Source organism: Marisediminitalea lipolytica, assembly GCF_001758465.1.
Lineage (GTDB): Bacteria > Pseudomonadota > Gammaproteobacteria > Enterobacterales > Alteromonadaceae > Alteromonas > Alteromonas lipolytica.
Genome location: NZ_MJIC01000009.1, coordinates 132348 through 147477 on the forward strand (window position 1 = coordinate 132348; position 15130 = coordinate 147477).

Sequence of the window (15130 nt, forward strand, 5' to 3'; positions counted from 1 at the left end):
TTGTTATAAAAATGTTAATGATCTGGCCGGGTAAATGTGCTTAACTCTGTGTATGTGGAGTAACCCAAAACTGGTCAGGTTAGCATGCCGAACATAGCTCATCATTCTCTTACGCACCTTGCGATAGTTATGTCGTATGCGGAAAACCAATGTGACAACAGCTGCGAAACCATTACGCTGCATATCATCGAAGCGCTGATTAATCGCGGCGTTAAAGTGGATGTATTGCTGGTAGGCAGTGGCGAAAAATGTCCGTTTTATTCCGTTGATCACCCTTGTTTAAAGGTTCAGTACCTAAGAGCTGACAATCCCTGGCTGGCAGTGCCCGAACTCAAACGTTATATGCATGGGCATCCCGGGCAGTTGTTGCTGGCAGTGCAGCACCAGGTCATTCAGGCGGCGTCTATGGCCAACCTGCTTAGCGGCCTGCAGGGAAATGTAGTGGGACTATTTAACACTACTGATTACGCGCTCGGGGGGCACCGCTTACGGGATGGCTTTATTCGTTTGTTGTACGGTTACACGTCGGGCGTCATTACGATGTCCCGGGACGCTGAACAACAACTGCGGGGAATAACCCATCTGCCAAAATCAAAAGTTAAAACCCTGTACGATCCTATTTATCATGATCTGACGGTTCGCCGGTATATCGCGGTGCTCACCCGCTGGCAATGTGACGGCGTTTGTAGCGCTAATCCTGCCCGTTACTTAAGTGCTTAACCTATGGTGCTATTTCTGGCAGACTGATTAACAGGCTTCAGATAATCAGATGTTGAGTAAATGGAACGACCGCTGTTAAAACATATTCGCAATCACGAAGCGTTGTTTTTGGAGATTGCCCGCTTAAGAGACTGCGCCATCGCGGAGCAGTTAGGTCTCGATAACTACGAGTTCAGTAAAACGCCCAAATTTATCAGCGAAACCGGTGAACGTTTTACCATTGAACCGGAGCGCAGCATTATTTTGCCCGATTACAATGTGTTTAAAGGCCTGAAACAAGCGCTGCTTGAGCGTGTTCCTGGTCTCACCATTGTAAATGACAGCGACTGCGGCTACCGCTATCCCACAGCGGCGCTTGCCGGATTAGATGCGCCATTTATCAAGCGCTTACGCTCAGAATACTTCCATCGCGTTGATGAAGATCGCAGTATTTGTCGGCCGGTAAACCTCTCTTATGGTATTAAGAGCCGTGGGAAAGCTGATAATCGCCTGGAATACGAAGTGTGGGTGCCGGAAAGTCAGTTAGAGGCCGATCCATTACCCTTGCTGATCAGAAAATACGGCGAGGATTTACCCCATGAAGTGCGTCATTTTGCTCAGCAAAAACCGCTGATTTATGGCTGGATGGGGGTTAAGCGCGCTGCGTTCGAAGCCCTGTATCAAAACCCTGCGGTGATGGGCGATTTGGTTATCTGTATTGGTTTGTCGGTGGATGCCTACAATATTGGTGCCAGACCCGATTTGTCGTTTTCTCCTGAAGCGGAAAGCTCTATTGCCGCCAGCAATGCCGAGTTTGAATGGGAAGTGATGGGGTATTATGCGCCTGAGGATGCCCATTACAGCCATGATGAACTGTGGGCGGCCATCAATCACTCGCTGTCAGCCATTGGTGATCCTATCAGCGAGCTCTATGCAGCTGACATCATGCCCATTATGGAAAGCAAAACCGAACGTATATTAAGTACGGTTTATGCGCAGGGCATTACCACCGAGGAAATTCGTGAACTGAATCTGCGCCCACAGGAATTTTTGCAAACCAGCAGCGAGCACCGGGTAAAACCTCAGGATCCCAATCGTAAGGTCAATTTCCTCGGGCGTTTAAACCGCTTGTTCTATCAGCCGGAGCACCAGTTGCCGTCGATTAATACTCTGCATGATTTAATAGCCTTTTCGCGCTAAGCTTGCACAATAATGATTAATTGCCCTGGAATTTGCACAAAGTATGCATGATATAGACGATTACGATAAACAGATCCTGAAATTGCTGCGCCAGAACGGGCGTCTGACTAATCAGGAGCTGGGTGAGCTGGTGGGGCTGTCTGCCTCGCAGATTTCCCGCCGCCGTATCCATCTGGAGCAGCAAAAATACATCATTGGTTACAGCGCCCGCATTTCGCCCGCGGCGTTGAATCTGGATATCTCCTCTATCCTTGAGATCACCCTGGCAGAGGCTGCGCCCGATGCGGTCAGCGCTTTTTATGAGCTGGTAAAACAAACTCCGGCCATTCTGGACATGTACAAAACTACCGGCAATGCCGACTTTATTCTTAAGGTTGCGGTGGCTGAGCTGAGCGATTTGTCTGAGTTAATCAGTAATCTGGCAGCGCATAAAACCGTGGGGCATATCAGAACGGCGGTGGTGCTGGAACGGCTTAAAGAAGACGGGGTATGGTTGTAATAAGTTGAAAATGTCAATTCAACGCACAATATGCGCAAATAAATTGTTTTTATTGCATAATATGATTGTTTTTGTGCTATATTTCTCACGGTTTAGTTCTTAGTCAATCCGTGGGTAATAGCATGAGCGAAGCAGTAATCAGTCAGCCGAATTCCATTCGGCACAGTTGGGTAGAAGATGTTCTGGCCCTCATCACCGGTACCATACTGGTTTCTTTTGGCGCTATTTTATTGCGCGAAGTAGGCGCGCTGACCGGCAGCACCGCAGGCATGGCGTTCCTCATTGATTACCTGTCACCCATGTCCTTTGGTCTGGCCTTCTTTCTGGTTAACATTCCGTTTTATGTACTCGCGGTTAAGAAAATGGGCGTGCTGTTTACTCTTAAAACCTTTGCTACCGTGTCGCTGGTTTCTCTGTTTACCCAAATTCACCCCGAATTTATTCAGTTTGGCGAACTGAATTTATTCTACGCAACCTTGTTCGGAAATCTGCTCATGGGCACTGGCTTTGTGGTATTGTTTCGCCATGGTGCAAGCCTGGGTGGTGTAACGATTCTGGCACTTTACATTCAGGATAAAACCGGCTTCCGCGCGGGGTATCTGCAAATGGGTGTAGATGTGCTGGTGGTGTGTGCTGCGTTTTTCGTGGTGAGCATTCCGGCCCTGATTGCCTCGGTGCTTGGTGCGGTAGTGTTAAACATACTGATTGCGCTTAACCACCGCAAAGACCGTTATTTGGCGTAAGCGACGGTAGCAGCTTACGTTGGGCCAGGCTTAAGCGCTGGCCAATAGCTTAGTTAAAAACCAGCCCCAAGAGGCGGTTACTCAAAGGAATTACTATGTTTGAACATGTCGATGCCTATGCCGGCGACCCGATTTTCTCGCTGGTTGAACAATTCATGCAGGATCCCCGTGAGGACAAAGTAAACCTCACCATCGGGTTTTACTTTGATGAAGACGGTAAGGTGCCGGACTTCAACTGTGTAAACACCGCTAAGGCCTGGGCGGCGGCAAATCCTCCTGCTTCGCCGGTATACCTGCCAATGGATGGTTTGCCGGATTACCGTGTTGCGGTTAAATCGCTGGCCTTTGGTGATGCATTGCCATTAGTGGACAGTCGCTTAGCATCAACCCAGAGCCTGGGTGGTTCCGGCGCACTGAAGGTTGGCGCGGACCTGTTAAAGCGTTATTTCCCCGATTCAGAGGTGTGGGTAAGTAACCCGACGTGGGAAAATCATCATTCTATTTTTAAAGGCGCGGGCTTTAAGGTAAATACTTACCGTTACTACAATCCGGAAACCAAAGTACTGGATTTCGAAGGTATGCTGGCCGATTTAAACCAGTTACCAGAACAGGCTGTGGTGTTGTTGCATCCTTGCTGTCACAACCCAACGGGTATCGATTTGACGACTGAGCAATGGCAACAAGTTGTGGCAATCGTTGTAAAGCGAAACCTGCTGCCATTTTTCGATATGGCCTACCAGGGCTTCGGTTTTGGCTTAACCGAAGATACAAAAGCGATTCAACTGATGGCAGAAACCGGCCAGCCGTTTTTACTGGCGCAGTCGTTCTCGAAAATCTTCTCGCTTTACAGTGAGCGGGTCGGCGCGCTGTATGTGGTTTGTGAGTCATCGGCAACGGCAGAGAATGTGCAGGGCCAGCTTAAGTTTACCGTGCGTACTAACTACTCAACGCCACCGTCGTTCGGAGCCCGTTTGGTTAACCATGTTCTGGGCAGTGAAGCGCTGACCAACGAATGGCAAACTGAGCTGGAAGCCATGCGTGAGCGCATGCACTCCATGCGCCAGCAACTGGTCGAAAAACTCGGTGAGCTGCGTCCTGATGTGGATTTCAGCTATCTGGCCGCACAGGTAGGCATGTTCAGCTACACGGGCTTCAGCCCTGAGCAAATCAAACGCTTAAAAGACGAGTTTGGCGTGTACCTGATTGCCAGCGGCCGTATGTGTGTTGCAGGCCTGAACAGCCGTAACATCGATGCCACCGCAAAAGCGTTTGCGGCAGTGTGCTAAACAAGAACGGGGCTTTGCTAAAACGTAAAGCCCTCCCCCCTTTTTACAAGGACAGTCACTCGCTAGACTCATGGTCAGTTGGATTTAGTCATTTTACAAGGACAGTCACTCACTAGACCCATGGGCAGTTGGATTTTGCCTTGGTGCTGGCACAATTAACACACAACTTTTCTAGTTTAGTGAAACAATGTGCCCAGACCTCGTAAAGCCCTTATCAATCTTGCAGATACCCCTTACTACCATTGTGTTTCCCGCTGTGTGCGACGGGCATATTTGTGTGGAAAGGACGAAATAACAGGTAAGAGCTACGAGCATCGCAGGCAATGGGTAGAAGACCGGTTGTTGTTTCTGGCAGAGGTATTTTGTGTTGATGTATGCGCTTATGCGGTAATGAGCAACCATACCCATGTGGTCTTACGCATCAATAAGCAAAAGGCCGATGCATTAAGTGTTAAAGACATCATCAGACGATGGCACAGGCTCTACAAAGGTATGTTATTGTCTCAACGCTACATAGACCCTGCTCAATGCAATTCTTTGACTGAAGCTGAAATTGAAACCGTGACAAGCCTGGCTGAAATTTACCGGCAGCGGCTTTATGACATCAGTTGGTTTATGCGGTTGCTTAACGAATTCATCGCCCGTCGGGCTAATAAAGAAGACGAGTGTACAGGTCATTTCTGGGAAGGTCGGTTTAAGTCACAGGCGCTTCTGGATGAAGCCTCTTTAACCGCTTGCATGGCGTATGTTGACTTAAATCCTGTACGCGCCTGTTTGGCTGATACACCAGAAGCATCAGCGCACACAAGCATTCAAAAACGAATCAAGGCAGCCAGGTCAAATCGACAACCGGAGCAATTACTTCCTCTCGCAGGCAATCCAAGTAATAACATGCCTGACGGCCTCCCTTTTCGGGTAGAAGATTATATTCAACTGGTTGAACTGTCAGGACGGCATTTCCACCCTGGAAGAAATGGGAAAATTGATAATACAGCTTCCCCGATACTAACAAGAGTTGGGCTAGAAAACTGTGATTGGAACAAGATGATAACCGGGATCGAGACTGAGTTTAAATCATCAGTAAGTATTGAAAAATTAACGACGCAACGCCAAAAACATAAATACCACGGTTAGCACTATCATGGCCTGTTGAGTCAAACCACAGTATTTAATCAACACTGTTTCATTCCACATCGCCAGACACTAAGTGCAGGGCGCGGAAACATGCCAGCCTTGCCGCTTCTGCAAGATCAAGTGCCTTAATTTCATCCTCAGAAATATAAAAATACACCAAACAACGGCCTAATTCTCTTAGCTGAAGAAACTCTATTTGACGCGGTTCACTAGTGCCTGTCCTAAAATAAGGGGGGCATGTCGATTCGGTGCGTTTGCAAATATTTAACTATGCCTGTCCTAGTAAGAAAAGGAACGGGGTTTCGCAATAATGTGAAGGCCTTAGCGGCGGTAAGCGGCAACCACATCACCTTTACTGTTAAGCATTTCCAAAACATTGCCGTTTATCCCGTAACGGCGTTTAGTGTTGGCACCGTTGTCCCATTTAACCAGCAGTAAATTGTCCTCTACGGTCTAAGTGCCTGTCTTTACATCGCTTTCTGAAGAGGTGGTGCCCTGGGGATTATTTAGTGCCTGTCCCACAGCTATCCTTTCTGGTGAGGTGGTGTCCTGATGATTCTTCATTACCTTTTCTACCGCTATTTCCGGACCCATTAACATCTGTCCGTTTTCTAAAAAGAAGTAGGAAAACCGGCTATTAACCATTTTGCCATCAATGGGTATGGGAATGTTTTCGCCATACCAGTAGCCAAATAATGCAGAATCTAAATTTTTCGTGCCATGCTCGTCTGCGTTTGCCTGGCCAATCATGCAAAAAACCAGGCTGGCAGTGAGAAATAATATGGATAGTAGCGTTTTCATAATGACTTCCTAATCGTCAAATCCTTGTTTTGAACAGTAATTAAACAGTAAATTGGCGGAATGTGCCACCTGTAAGGGAAACCTGTCGCTTCGGTGCAATTGCAAATATACCGATGCGCGGGCATGATGGCACTGTGCTCACTCACAGGGAGAGTTGCTATGGCAGGATATTGCTACACACTTGGCCAGCTAAATTATCGGTTTAAGGATTTAGCCGAGGTAATGGCAAAAGCATCGCCGCTGCGTTCGGGAGACCAGCTCGCTGGCGTTGCCGCCGCCACCGCAGAAGAGCGCGTGGTAGCGCAAATGGTGCTTGCTGACCTGCCATTAAAAACCTTCCTTAACGAAACTGTGATTCCCTACGAACAGGACGAAGTCACCCGCCTCATCATCGATACTCATGACGCAGAGGCATTTGCTCCGGTAGCCCATTTAACCGTGGGCGAGTTGCGTAACTGGCTGTTACTGGAGTCGACCGATGCCAGGATTTTACAGGATGTGTGCTTAGGATTAACGCCAGAAATGGTCGCGGCGGTGAGCAAGATAATGCGCAATCAGGATCTTATTCTGGTGGCGCGTAAGTGCGAGGTGATCACTGCGTTTCGTAATACCATCGGGGTGCCCGGGCATTTCTCTACGCGCTTACAGCCTAATCACCCCACGGATGATCTCAACGGCATTGCAGCCTCTATTTTTGATGGCCTGATGTACGGTAGTGGCGATGCGGTAATTGGCATTAACCCGGCAACCGACGACGTGGCGCAAACCATCAAACTGCTAAACATGCTGGATGAACTGATTTCTCGTTATGAAATACCTACTCAGTCCTGCGTGCTCACCCATGTCACTAACACTATTGAAGCCGTAGAGCGTGGCGCGCCGGTGGATTTGGTGTTTCAGTCTATTGGCGGCACGGAGATCACCAATAAGAGCTTTGGCGTGTCGCTGGCGCTGTTACAAGAGGCTCGTGAAGCGGCGCTTTCGCTTAAACGAGGTTCTGTAGGCGACAATGTGATGTACTTTGAAACCGGTCAGGGCAGTGCGCTCTCGGCCAATGGCCATCACGGAGTTGACCAGCAAACCTGCGAAACCCGCGCCTACGGCCTGGCCAGAGCACTCGATCCTCTGTTAATTAATACGGTGGTAGGGTTTATCGGGCCCGAATACCTGTTTGATGGGAAGCAAATTATCCGGGCGGGCCTGGAAGATCACTTTTGCGGCAAACTGCTGGGATTACCCATGGGCTGCGATATTTGCTACACCAATCATGCCCAGGCCGACCAGAACGATATGGATACGCTGCTTACCCTGCTGGCCAGTGCCCGTTGCCAGTTTATTATGGGCATACCAGGCTCTGATGACATTATGCTGAACTACCAGACCACCTCATTTCACGACGCGCTGTATATTCGCCAGTTGTTTGGGGCACGCCCGGCACCGGAGTTTGACACCTGGTTAAAGCAACAGAAAATCTTTACCGAGAGCGGTAACCAGTTACTGGCCGATAAACTTCCCGGCCGATTTGCCGCGGCGTTGTCAGGCGCAGGAGGCAAGTTATGAGTAAAGAAGAACAGCACCTGCATACCGACAGTTGGCAGCAGTTGCGCCAGCTCACTGCGGCGCGAATTGGCCTTGGCCGCGCCGGAACCAGCTTACCCACCAGTGAATTGCTGAAGTTTCAGCTGGCCCATGCACAGGCAATTGATGCGGTGCACAGCCCGCTTGATCGGGAGGAAATCCTGAAACAATTTGCCGCTCTACAGTATCACAACACGCCGTTGAACCCGCTATGCGTTCACAGCGAAGCACAGGACCGCTATGTGTACCTGCAGCGACCGGATCTTGGTCGAAAACTCAACGAAGCAAGTACTTACACTCTACAGCAGGCCAGTGATAAAGAAGGTTATGACCTGTCGGTAGTGATTGCGGATGGCTTATCTGCCACCGCCGTTATGCAACAAAGCGTGCCGTTTTTAACTGCTTTACTGGCAGAACTGGAAAGCAGTAAGCCCGACTGGTCGCTAGCGCCGGTGACTCTGGTAGAACAAGGCAGGGTGGCGGTTGGTGATGATATTGCCGTTGCCCTTAACGCTAAAATGGTGGTGGTACTGATTGGCGAACGGCCGGGGTTAAGTTCGCCTGATAGCCTTGGCGTCTATCTTACCTGGTCGCCTGAACGTGGCTGTGATGATGCCAGGCGTAACTGTATTTCCAATGTACGACCCGAAGGGCTGGCACCGGATAAAGCGGCTAAGCGTTGCATCCATTTGCTGGAAAATGCCCGTGCGAAACAGTTAAGCGGAATCGGCTTAAAAGACCGCTATGGTGACGATGTACTGACCGATGGAACAAACGACAAAGTGTTTTTATTAACCTCCAAAAAAAACTAAAAAGCTGTTAGCATCAGTCCGTTAGCCCATACAAGGAATTTAGGATGGCGGTAAAAATCCGATTGTTGATTGCTCTGTTTTGTTGTTATTGTGCCAATGTGCTTGCGGCAGCACCCAGCATAGGCCCTGATGTGCAAACGCTGCTGGCGCTTAAGAGCAAGGCCACGCCCTTTGCCGATAAAGGGGCGGTACTACTTAGCAGACTGAACGAAATAGAAGTCACCGGCCAGCGCCTGGAAAAAGCCCGTTATTACCGGGCAATCTATCTCACCAACGAAGAGGCGGTCAGCGACTACTCTAAACTGGTTACCACCTTTAATGCTTACTATCACGACAGCACCATTGACTTTGCGCGGGTAATTACCGCTAACGGTGAAGTATTTGATATGCAGCAGGACGCCATCTCCGAGACGGCGGCAAATTCCGACGACTACCTTGACGACATGAAGCGTATCGAGTTTGCGGTACCACAGCTTAAAGTCGGTAACATCATTGAATATCAGTTTAGCGAAGTGCAGACCAAGCCCATTATCGACGGCGAGTGGTTCTCGGTACTTGGCTTTCGCTACGTTAAATTTTTACCGCAGAAAAACTGGTTACGAATAGACCCCATGCTCACTTCAAAGGTCACTCTAACGGTACCCACCGATATGCCGCTGACCCTGAAAAACCGCAATAACACGTTACAACCAGAGATCACTCAACAGGGCAAAACCACAGAATATCGCTGGGAAATGAACAACCTTGACGCCATTACCATGCAATCTGGTATGCCGCCGGTAGATAACATGGTGCCAGCAATTTATGTCTCAACAATGGATAACTGGCAGGCTATCGACCGTTGGTATTCGCACTTGTTTGACCCGGCATTAGCCGGTATCGGCGAGGCGGACAGTCACGTAAAAGCGCTGGCCGACTCGCTGTTTGCCGGACTGACCCAGGAGCAGGATAAAGTCCGCGCCGTATTTGAATATATTCAAAAAAATGTGCGTTACATTGGCGCGCACGTTAACCGTGGTGGCTATCAGCCGCATACGGCAAGCGAAGTGCTGCAAAATGCTTACGGTGATTGTAAGGATCAAACCACACTGATAGTTGCCTTGCTGCGCCTTGGCGGGATAGAAGCGTATCCCGCACTGGTGAATACCTATAACGGTACGCAGTTATTTGATGAACTGGCTACGCTGAACTTTAACCACATGATCACTTATGTCGCCTCTGATGCGGGCGGGTACTGGCTTGATACCAGCGGTACCACGGGGGCATTCCCTGGCCTTAGTGCTGTGCTGGCCGATCAGCAAACTTTTGTGGTTGATGGTAAAGGGGGGGAGCTGATCACTATTCCGGCAATCCAGCCCGAAGATAATGTGGCGACAGTGGCCATTGATTACAGGCTGGAAGGGCAGTCCCTGAATTCGACAGTGACCATGAGCTTTGCCGGACAGGTAGAGACCAACCTGCGAAATTACTATCAGTTTTCGCCAGAAAAGCGTGGCGTTGCCGATCAGCTGCTATCGCCCTTTGTGCACGATAACCGGGTAACGACCTTTTCGGCCACCGATCCGGCAGACATAGCGACTCCGTTTGTTCTGACCGGTGAATTTAAGGATTTACTGACTATTACCGATGACATCCAGCGTTTTCATTATTCGTTGCAAAACGCCCAGTTACTGAAGGTTTTTACCGGTTTTTCGGCTATGGAGCCGCCGGCTGAAAGATATCAGAGCCTGTATATCCAAATCCCGATTACGGTAAAAATTATCTCAACCTATCCGTCGCCCTGGGATGACGCAAAGTTAAGTTATCAGGGACAGGCAAAGAATTTCCAGAACCGGTTTTTTGAAATTATCCATAGCGCCGAAACCAGCGACAACAAGGTCGTCAGCTCCGCCACCTTTGTGTTAAATGCACAAACTATCTCGGTTGAACAGTATGCGGATCTGTATAAAGACATCACTGCTTTTCAAAAAGACAGCGAAAGCCTGTATATCTTTGAGCGCACCGCATCCGATACCGAAACACCCGAGGTACTGAGTCTGGAAGAGCAAATAGCCCAAGCCAGAACGCTGCTCGACAACGGCAAATTTGCTGAAGCGTTAGCCTATACAGAGGCCCTTGCTGAGGCCAACGAAGAAAACGGAGAGGTGCAATTTCTGCTGGGTATTGCACAGGGCTTTAACGGTAATGATGCGTTGTCTGAGTCTGCATTTAAACGTGCAGAAGCCCTTGGCTATCAGTATTAACCGGCTGAAAAGGAATTTATCATGAAGTTATTATTTTCCCTCGGCCTGCTGTGTTGCCTGGTATTACTGAATGGCTGTGTGTCCACTACATCAAAATCGGCCAGGCTGGAGCCGCAAGAAGCCGCACTGGTAAGTAAAGTGGAACAGTATCCTAATGACTCTCTGGCCCTGCGGGAATTAGTCGAATATCAACTGCAACTATTCGATGAATCGCCGGATTTTGAGTTGTTCAGCCGGCTTGAAAAAAATCTGCTTAAAGGGCTGGAGATAGCCCCTTCAGAACGATTTTTTGCTTACCATTATTATGTTATCAATTTAAAACTGGCCTTTGTCGAAGGCCGTTATGAGCAGAAAAAATGGCAGGCTTTTTACCAGCAACATCCATTTCTTGCTACGCTGGATTTAGCGCCGCCAGTGTACGTTGACTATTTGCTGAAGGAGCCTACCGGCAGCGAAAAAGTCGCCATATTGCAGCAAAGCCTGCGGACCAATCCGTTTTTTATGAACGCCTATCTGGAACTGGCCCGCCATTACTATACTGAGGATAAAACCGCACTGGCGACCTATCTGATGATGGCTGCCCGTCGCCATAACGAGGAGTCGGTGGAGGTATTGTCTGACCTCGTGCATTACCGGACTACCCAACTTTCTGAAGCTATGTGTCACGCTGACATTCGCGAAAGCGTACCGGCGGTACTCGAAGATGCCCGCACGCTTACCCGTATGGTGCCTGATGAGGCTTTTTTCCAATCCCAACTGGCCGAAGTGTTTCGCCTTAACCGCCAGTATCCTTTGGCTATTTTTGCTGCCGCCAAGGCCGCGGAGCTGGATAAATCCTACACCGATTATTTACTCGAGCTGTATTTGTGGGACACGCGGCTGGATAAAGTCATGGCTTTTACAGGAGATGCAGCACAGCAGCGCGACGTGATGTATGTACTGCCTAAAGTTTATGCCAGTATTGCTGCACTAAACTGGCAGGAAGCGGCAAAACAGGCCTCGCTGTACAGTCAGTTAGAAGATGCAGAACCCTATGGCGTGCTTTACGGGGCATACAGTTACGGCATTATGGGTAACACGGCAGAACGGGAGAAACTGTTAAAGCTTTTGGATAGCACCATCAGCATGAGCGACTGGCATCGCAATATGCTGGCCTTTGCCCGTGGCAGCATCGACGAGGCACAGTTAATGGCAGTTGCTGATGATCGCTGTAAGCAATCTGAAGCCCTTTTTGTTGCGGCTCTGCAGCACTTTGAAAACCACCAGACCGAAAAGGCCAATACCTACTGGCAACAGATTATTGATCTGGGGGTTATGAATTATTTTGAATTTGGCACCGCGCGCAACCGGGTTAAGGCGCTAAAAAAGGCCGCTCAGTAGTGTTTGCCCACAGGGCAAACACGTAAACAGAGTCATTATTTACAGTGCCTTTTTGGTGGGGAACACCACGTTGGCAAAAATAAGCCCGGCCACCAGCGACATAAAAATAATGAACACGTCCTGGCCAATGTGTTCGGCATTCACAAAATCCTGTCCGGACACAAAGGAGTTGAGGCCGATGTAGGTTTTTGAGCCGGGCACTAGCACTATCAGACCATGCATGGCAACAATCGTAGCCGGCTGATTGGCAAAACGGGTAAAGGCGTTGGCAAACACGCCAAGGGTGAATGCGCCGACAAAGCTACCGAGATTCTGTGGCAGATAGTCAGAGCTTAAAGCCGTGGCGCTGTAAGCAATAAAGGCGGAAAGCAGCGCCCAGGGAATGTGTTTGGCCCGGGTTCTGAAGATCGCCACAAGCCCAAAGGCAAGTAACAGCACCGCCAGCCAGGTAGACCAGTAGGGTAACGATGGCTCGGGTGCATAGGTGTTTTCACCAAACAGGCTAAAACCGGTAGCTACGCCAAGATAAGCGCCAAAATACAGTTTAAACAGCTGCATCATAGCGTCCATTATCCTGGCCGTGCCCGACACCATATTACGGGATGAAAGTTCGGCCAGCCCCATGGTCAGTGCCAGTCCCGGTACAAATATGATGATGGACGACAGCACAATCAGCGGAATATTGATACCGGGGTCGGCGTAGCGGCTGGCAAAACAGGCCAGCAGTGCCACAACATAAGCCGCTACCGGCTCAAGCATAAGCGTTACGCGTTTAGAGCGCTCAGACCAAAGCACCCATAAATACACGACTAAGCCAAATAATCCGGACCACAGGATCTCAGACCAACTGGCACCCATCAGCATGCCAAAAGCACCGGTAGATAAGCCATAAGAACAACCGGTTATCAGCTTGCCATAAGGGCTTGGCATAGCGTCGATAGCTGACAGGCGTTTGTCGGCTTCTTCCAGGGTAAGCTGCCCGGACAGCAGCAGATTGGCCAGTTCATCGGTCAGCGATAATGAGTTTAAATCCAGCTCGCCGGGATCCAATCGGGCATTATGACTGTATTCTTCTTCATGGCGATCACTCCAGATAACCACCGACAAAGAGGTTGGCGTGGAGATAAAAGAGGCATAAACACCGAGGTAGCGGGCCACTTCGTCGAGATAGGCCTCTAGTCGAAAAGAGGGCGTCCCGTACTTATGCAGCATTTTACCGAGTTTAAGGATAAACCGGCGTATTTGTATAAACTCTTTTGTATCCAAGGGAGGTCTCTTTGCTTAAAACGATGGTCGTGCGCTCGATGTTGCGCGTGGCCGCATGATAACAGTATAAGGTATTGGTTTCTAAGTAATCCCTTAGCAAAATGATGCGGGAGATTAAGCTTGGGTTAATATTGTAATGTTAGTATGGCTTACTCCGGCGGATTTTATTAGTCAGGCCGGCAAGATCAACTTTACAGACAGGATACAGGTAGAGCGTTATGAAGCGATTTTGGTTAGTAATAGCGGGAATAATAGCGTTGGCAGGGTGTGCCACTCCCAGTTTAACAAACAGCGAAATGGTGACGCTGGTGGAGCAGTTTATTGCCGATGAAGAGCTGGAGCGTGACCATACGGTTAACGCCTTCCGACTGGACAGTTATGCCGAACTCAGCCATGAGTACTTAATACTGCGCAGCTCTCCGCGGCGTTATTATCTGGTTAAGCTGGTTCCACGCTGCAGCGAAATTGGTTTTGGGCCTGGTATCCTGTTGCACCGCCGCTTTGGTAACACGCTAAGCGAAGGTACGGATTTTATCTACACGCCGGATACCTTGCCGTTCAGATGCTATATCAACAAGATTTATCCGTTAACCCGCGAACAACATGACGGCTTAACCGATCAGATTAAAAGCAAAATCGAAGTCAAAGAACTTGAACTGAAAGAACAGCAGCTTGAAGACGAAGAAGCGGCCAAAAGCTAGCCGACACCAAGGTCAATGTTATGGGGCGACATATCGCCCCGCGACTTATTTCACCCGATAAAAATCCAGTTCTACACTGTCAGCGTTGCGCCGGCCGGTAGAGATAATCACACTTTTATTTAACCAGGCGTAGGGACTGTCCTCGTTCACCTCCAGCGTAGCGGCGGTGCGCATGTAATATTGTGAGGAGGGTACGTCTTCGCCCTTTGCGAGTTTTGCCAGTACCTCGGGCGCCGCTGTACGAATGCCTGAATTTTGAATGTAAATCACATAGCCGTCGTCGGTCTTTAAACTGTATTTGGCAACCAGGTCGGCTGTGCCGTCAGCCCGCACGGTTTGCCAGTCAGCGCCTCCATCGAGTACAACCCCTTTCATTTTCGGGCCCGCAAAAGTGCCGCCGTTAATGCCGATGATTCGGCGCTTACCGTATTTGGTATCGCCCAGCTCCTGTGGCGGGTCCAGGGTCACAAAGGCCTTAAAGATAAATTCCAGTTCTGGTTTTGCCAGGTCGTCAGCCAGTGCTGGTAACGCCCAGCATAAACTTAATATGAGTATCCAGGTTCGCATGCATTCTCCGCTATCGTGTCCAGATGTTACTAATTTGTAAATTCATGTTCTGATACTAATCGGTCAGCACGATTCCTGCCAGCGGCAATAAATAGTGGGCGTTAGGTTGAACGGGTTTGTCATTTTTTGCATGATTTTTTGGCGCAGCCTGCCTTGTTTTTATTAGCACACTAGACAGTAAAACCTGGCTCTGTGGGATTGTTTTGAATCAATAAGTCATG

14 protein-coding genes are annotated in these 15130 nt (G+C 49.3%); 11 read left to right on the top strand and 3 right to left on the bottom strand.

Annotation, left to right across the window (positions count from 1 at the left end; all coding sequences use genetic code 11):
- Positions 1–129 precede the first annotated feature (129 nt).
- The 6 genes from BFC17_RS04330 (at position 130) to BFC17_RS04355 (ending at position 5561) form a co-directional block, all read left to right on the top strand.
- Positions 130–720: a glycosyltransferase gene (locus BFC17_RS04330; protein WP_070175232.1), complete on the top strand. Its 591-nt coding sequence runs from the start codon at positions 130–132 to the stop codon at positions 718–720.
- Between the two features lie 60 nt (positions 721–780).
- Positions 781–1899 (top strand): hypothetical protein, encoded by a 1119-nt coding sequence (locus BFC17_RS22500; protein ID WP_070175233.1) that lies wholly within the window; start codon positions 781–783, stop codon positions 1897–1899.
- Positions 1900–1942: 43 nt separating this feature from the next.
- On the top strand, positions 1943–2398 hold the full coding sequence (locus BFC17_RS04340) for an Lrp/AsnC family transcriptional regulator (protein ID WP_070175234.1): 456 nt from the start codon (positions 1943–1945) through the stop codon (positions 2396–2398).
- Positions 2399–2520: 122 nt separating this feature from the next.
- A complete protein-coding gene (locus BFC17_RS04345) occupies positions 2521–3141 on the top strand; it encodes a YitT family protein (RefSeq protein WP_070175235.1) in 621 nt (206 codons plus the stop codon).
- A 95-nt stretch (positions 3142–3236) separates the two neighbouring features.
- Positions 3237–4427 carry an amino acid aminotransferase gene (locus BFC17_RS04350; protein WP_070175236.1) on the top strand — a complete coding sequence of 397 codons (1191 nt, stop codon included), beginning with the start codon at positions 3237–3239 and terminating at the stop codon, positions 4425–4427.
- A 189-nt stretch (positions 4428–4616) separates the two neighbouring features.
- Positions 4617–5561 (top strand): transposase, encoded by a 945-nt coding sequence (locus BFC17_RS04355; RefSeq protein WP_070175237.1) that lies wholly within the window; start codon positions 4617–4619, stop codon positions 5559–5561.
- Positions 5562–6014: 453 nt separating this feature from the next.
- Here BFC17_RS04355 and BFC17_RS04360 read toward each other — a convergent pair whose 3' ends face one another.
- The gene (locus BFC17_RS04360; RefSeq protein WP_070175238.1) at positions 6015–6362 is read right to left on the bottom strand and encodes a hypothetical protein; all 348 of its coding nucleotides are present in this window, start codon (positions 6360–6362) and stop codon (positions 6015–6017) included.
- A 159-nt stretch (positions 6363–6521) separates the two neighbouring features.
- Between BFC17_RS04360 and BFC17_RS04365 the strand changes: the two genes are divergently transcribed.
- Genes BFC17_RS04365 through BFC17_RS04380 form a run of 4 tightly spaced genes read left to right on the top strand, consistent with a single transcriptional unit; the run spans position 6522 to position 12375 of the window.
- Positions 6522–7922, top strand: a complete 1401-nt coding sequence (locus BFC17_RS04365) for an ethanolamine ammonia-lyase subunit EutB (protein WP_070175239.1) — start codon at positions 6522–6524, stop codon at positions 7920–7922.
- Positions 7919–8752 carry an ethanolamine ammonia-lyase subunit EutC gene (gene eutC / locus BFC17_RS04370; protein WP_070175240.1) on the top strand — a complete coding sequence of 278 codons (834 nt, stop codon included), beginning with the start codon at positions 7919–7921 and terminating at the stop codon, positions 8750–8752. Before BFC17_RS04365 ends, eutC begins: the two co-directional genes overlap by 4 nt.
- A gap of 44 nt (positions 8753–8796) precedes the next feature.
- On the top strand, positions 8797–10995 hold the full coding sequence (locus BFC17_RS04375; protein WP_070175241.1) for a DUF3857 domain-containing protein: 2199 nt from the start codon (positions 8797–8799) through the stop codon (positions 10993–10995).
- Between the two features lie 21 nt (positions 10996–11016).
- On the top strand, positions 11017–12375 hold the full coding sequence (locus BFC17_RS04380; RefSeq protein WP_070175242.1) for a hypothetical protein: 1359 nt from the start codon (positions 11017–11019) through the stop codon (positions 12373–12375).
- Positions 12376–12414: 39 nt separating this feature from the next.
- Here the strand turns inward: BFC17_RS04380 and BFC17_RS04385 are convergent, their stop codons facing one another.
- Positions 12415–13641, bottom strand: a complete 1227-nt coding sequence (locus tag BFC17_RS04385) for a threonine/serine exporter family protein (protein WP_070175243.1) — start codon at positions 13639–13641, stop codon at positions 12415–12417.
- Between the two features lie 218 nt (positions 13642–13859).
- On the opposite strand from BFC17_RS04385, the gene BFC17_RS04390 reads away from it, so the two are divergent.
- Positions 13860–14342 carry a DUF6491 family protein gene (locus BFC17_RS04390; protein WP_070175244.1) on the top strand — a complete coding sequence of 161 codons (483 nt, stop codon included), beginning with the start codon at positions 13860–13862 and terminating at the stop codon, positions 14340–14342.
- 45 nt (positions 14343–14387) lie between these two features.
- Here the strand turns inward: BFC17_RS04390 and BFC17_RS04395 are convergent, their stop codons facing one another.
- Positions 14388–14909: a DUF3237 domain-containing protein gene (locus tag BFC17_RS04395; protein WP_083271574.1), complete on the bottom strand. Its 522-nt coding sequence runs from the start codon at positions 14907–14909 to the stop codon at positions 14388–14390.
- Between the last annotated feature and the right edge of the window lie 221 nt (positions 14910–15130).

Bases quoted from the DNA above. Each gene is read 5' to 3' on its own strand.
- BFC17_RS04330 (WP_070175232.1), top strand. From the start codon at position 130: ATGTCGTATGCGGAAAACCAATGTGACAACAGCTGCGAAACCATTACG.
- eutC (WP_070175240.1), top strand. From the start codon at position 7,919: ATGAGTAAAGAAGAACAGCACCTGCATACCGACAGTTGGCAGCAGTTG.
- BFC17_RS04365 (WP_070175239.1), top strand. From the start codon at position 6,522: ATGGCAGGATATTGCTACACACTTGGCCAGCTAAATTATCGGTTTAAG.
- BFC17_RS04380 (WP_070175242.1), top strand. From the start codon at position 11,017: ATGAAGTTATTATTTTCCCTCGGCCTGCTGTGTTGCCTGGTATTACTG.
- BFC17_RS04360 (WP_070175238.1), bottom strand. From the start codon at position 6,362: ATGAAAACGCTACTATCCATATTATTTCTCACTGCCAGCCTGGTTTTT.
- BFC17_RS04350 (WP_070175236.1), top strand. From the start codon at position 3,237: ATGTTTGAACATGTCGATGCCTATGCCGGCGACCCGATTTTCTCGCTG.
- BFC17_RS04345 (WP_070175235.1), top strand. From the start codon at position 2,521: ATGAGCGAAGCAGTAATCAGTCAGCCGAATTCCATTCGGCACAGTTGG.
- BFC17_RS04390 (WP_070175244.1), top strand. From the start codon at position 13,860: ATGAAGCGATTTTGGTTAGTAATAGCGGGAATAATAGCGTTGGCAGGG.
- BFC17_RS04340 (WP_070175234.1), top strand. From the start codon at position 1,943: ATGCATGATATAGACGATTACGATAAACAGATCCTGAAATTGCTGCGC.
- BFC17_RS22500 (WP_070175233.1), top strand. From the start codon at position 781: ATGGAACGACCGCTGTTAAAACATATTCGCAATCACGAAGCGTTGTTT.
- BFC17_RS04375 (WP_070175241.1), top strand. From the start codon at position 8,797: ATGGCGGTAAAAATCCGATTGTTGATTGCTCTGTTTTGTTGTTATTGT.
- BFC17_RS04395 (WP_083271574.1), bottom strand. From the start codon at position 14,909: ATGCGAACCTGGATACTCATATTAAGTTTATGCTGGGCGTTACCAGCA.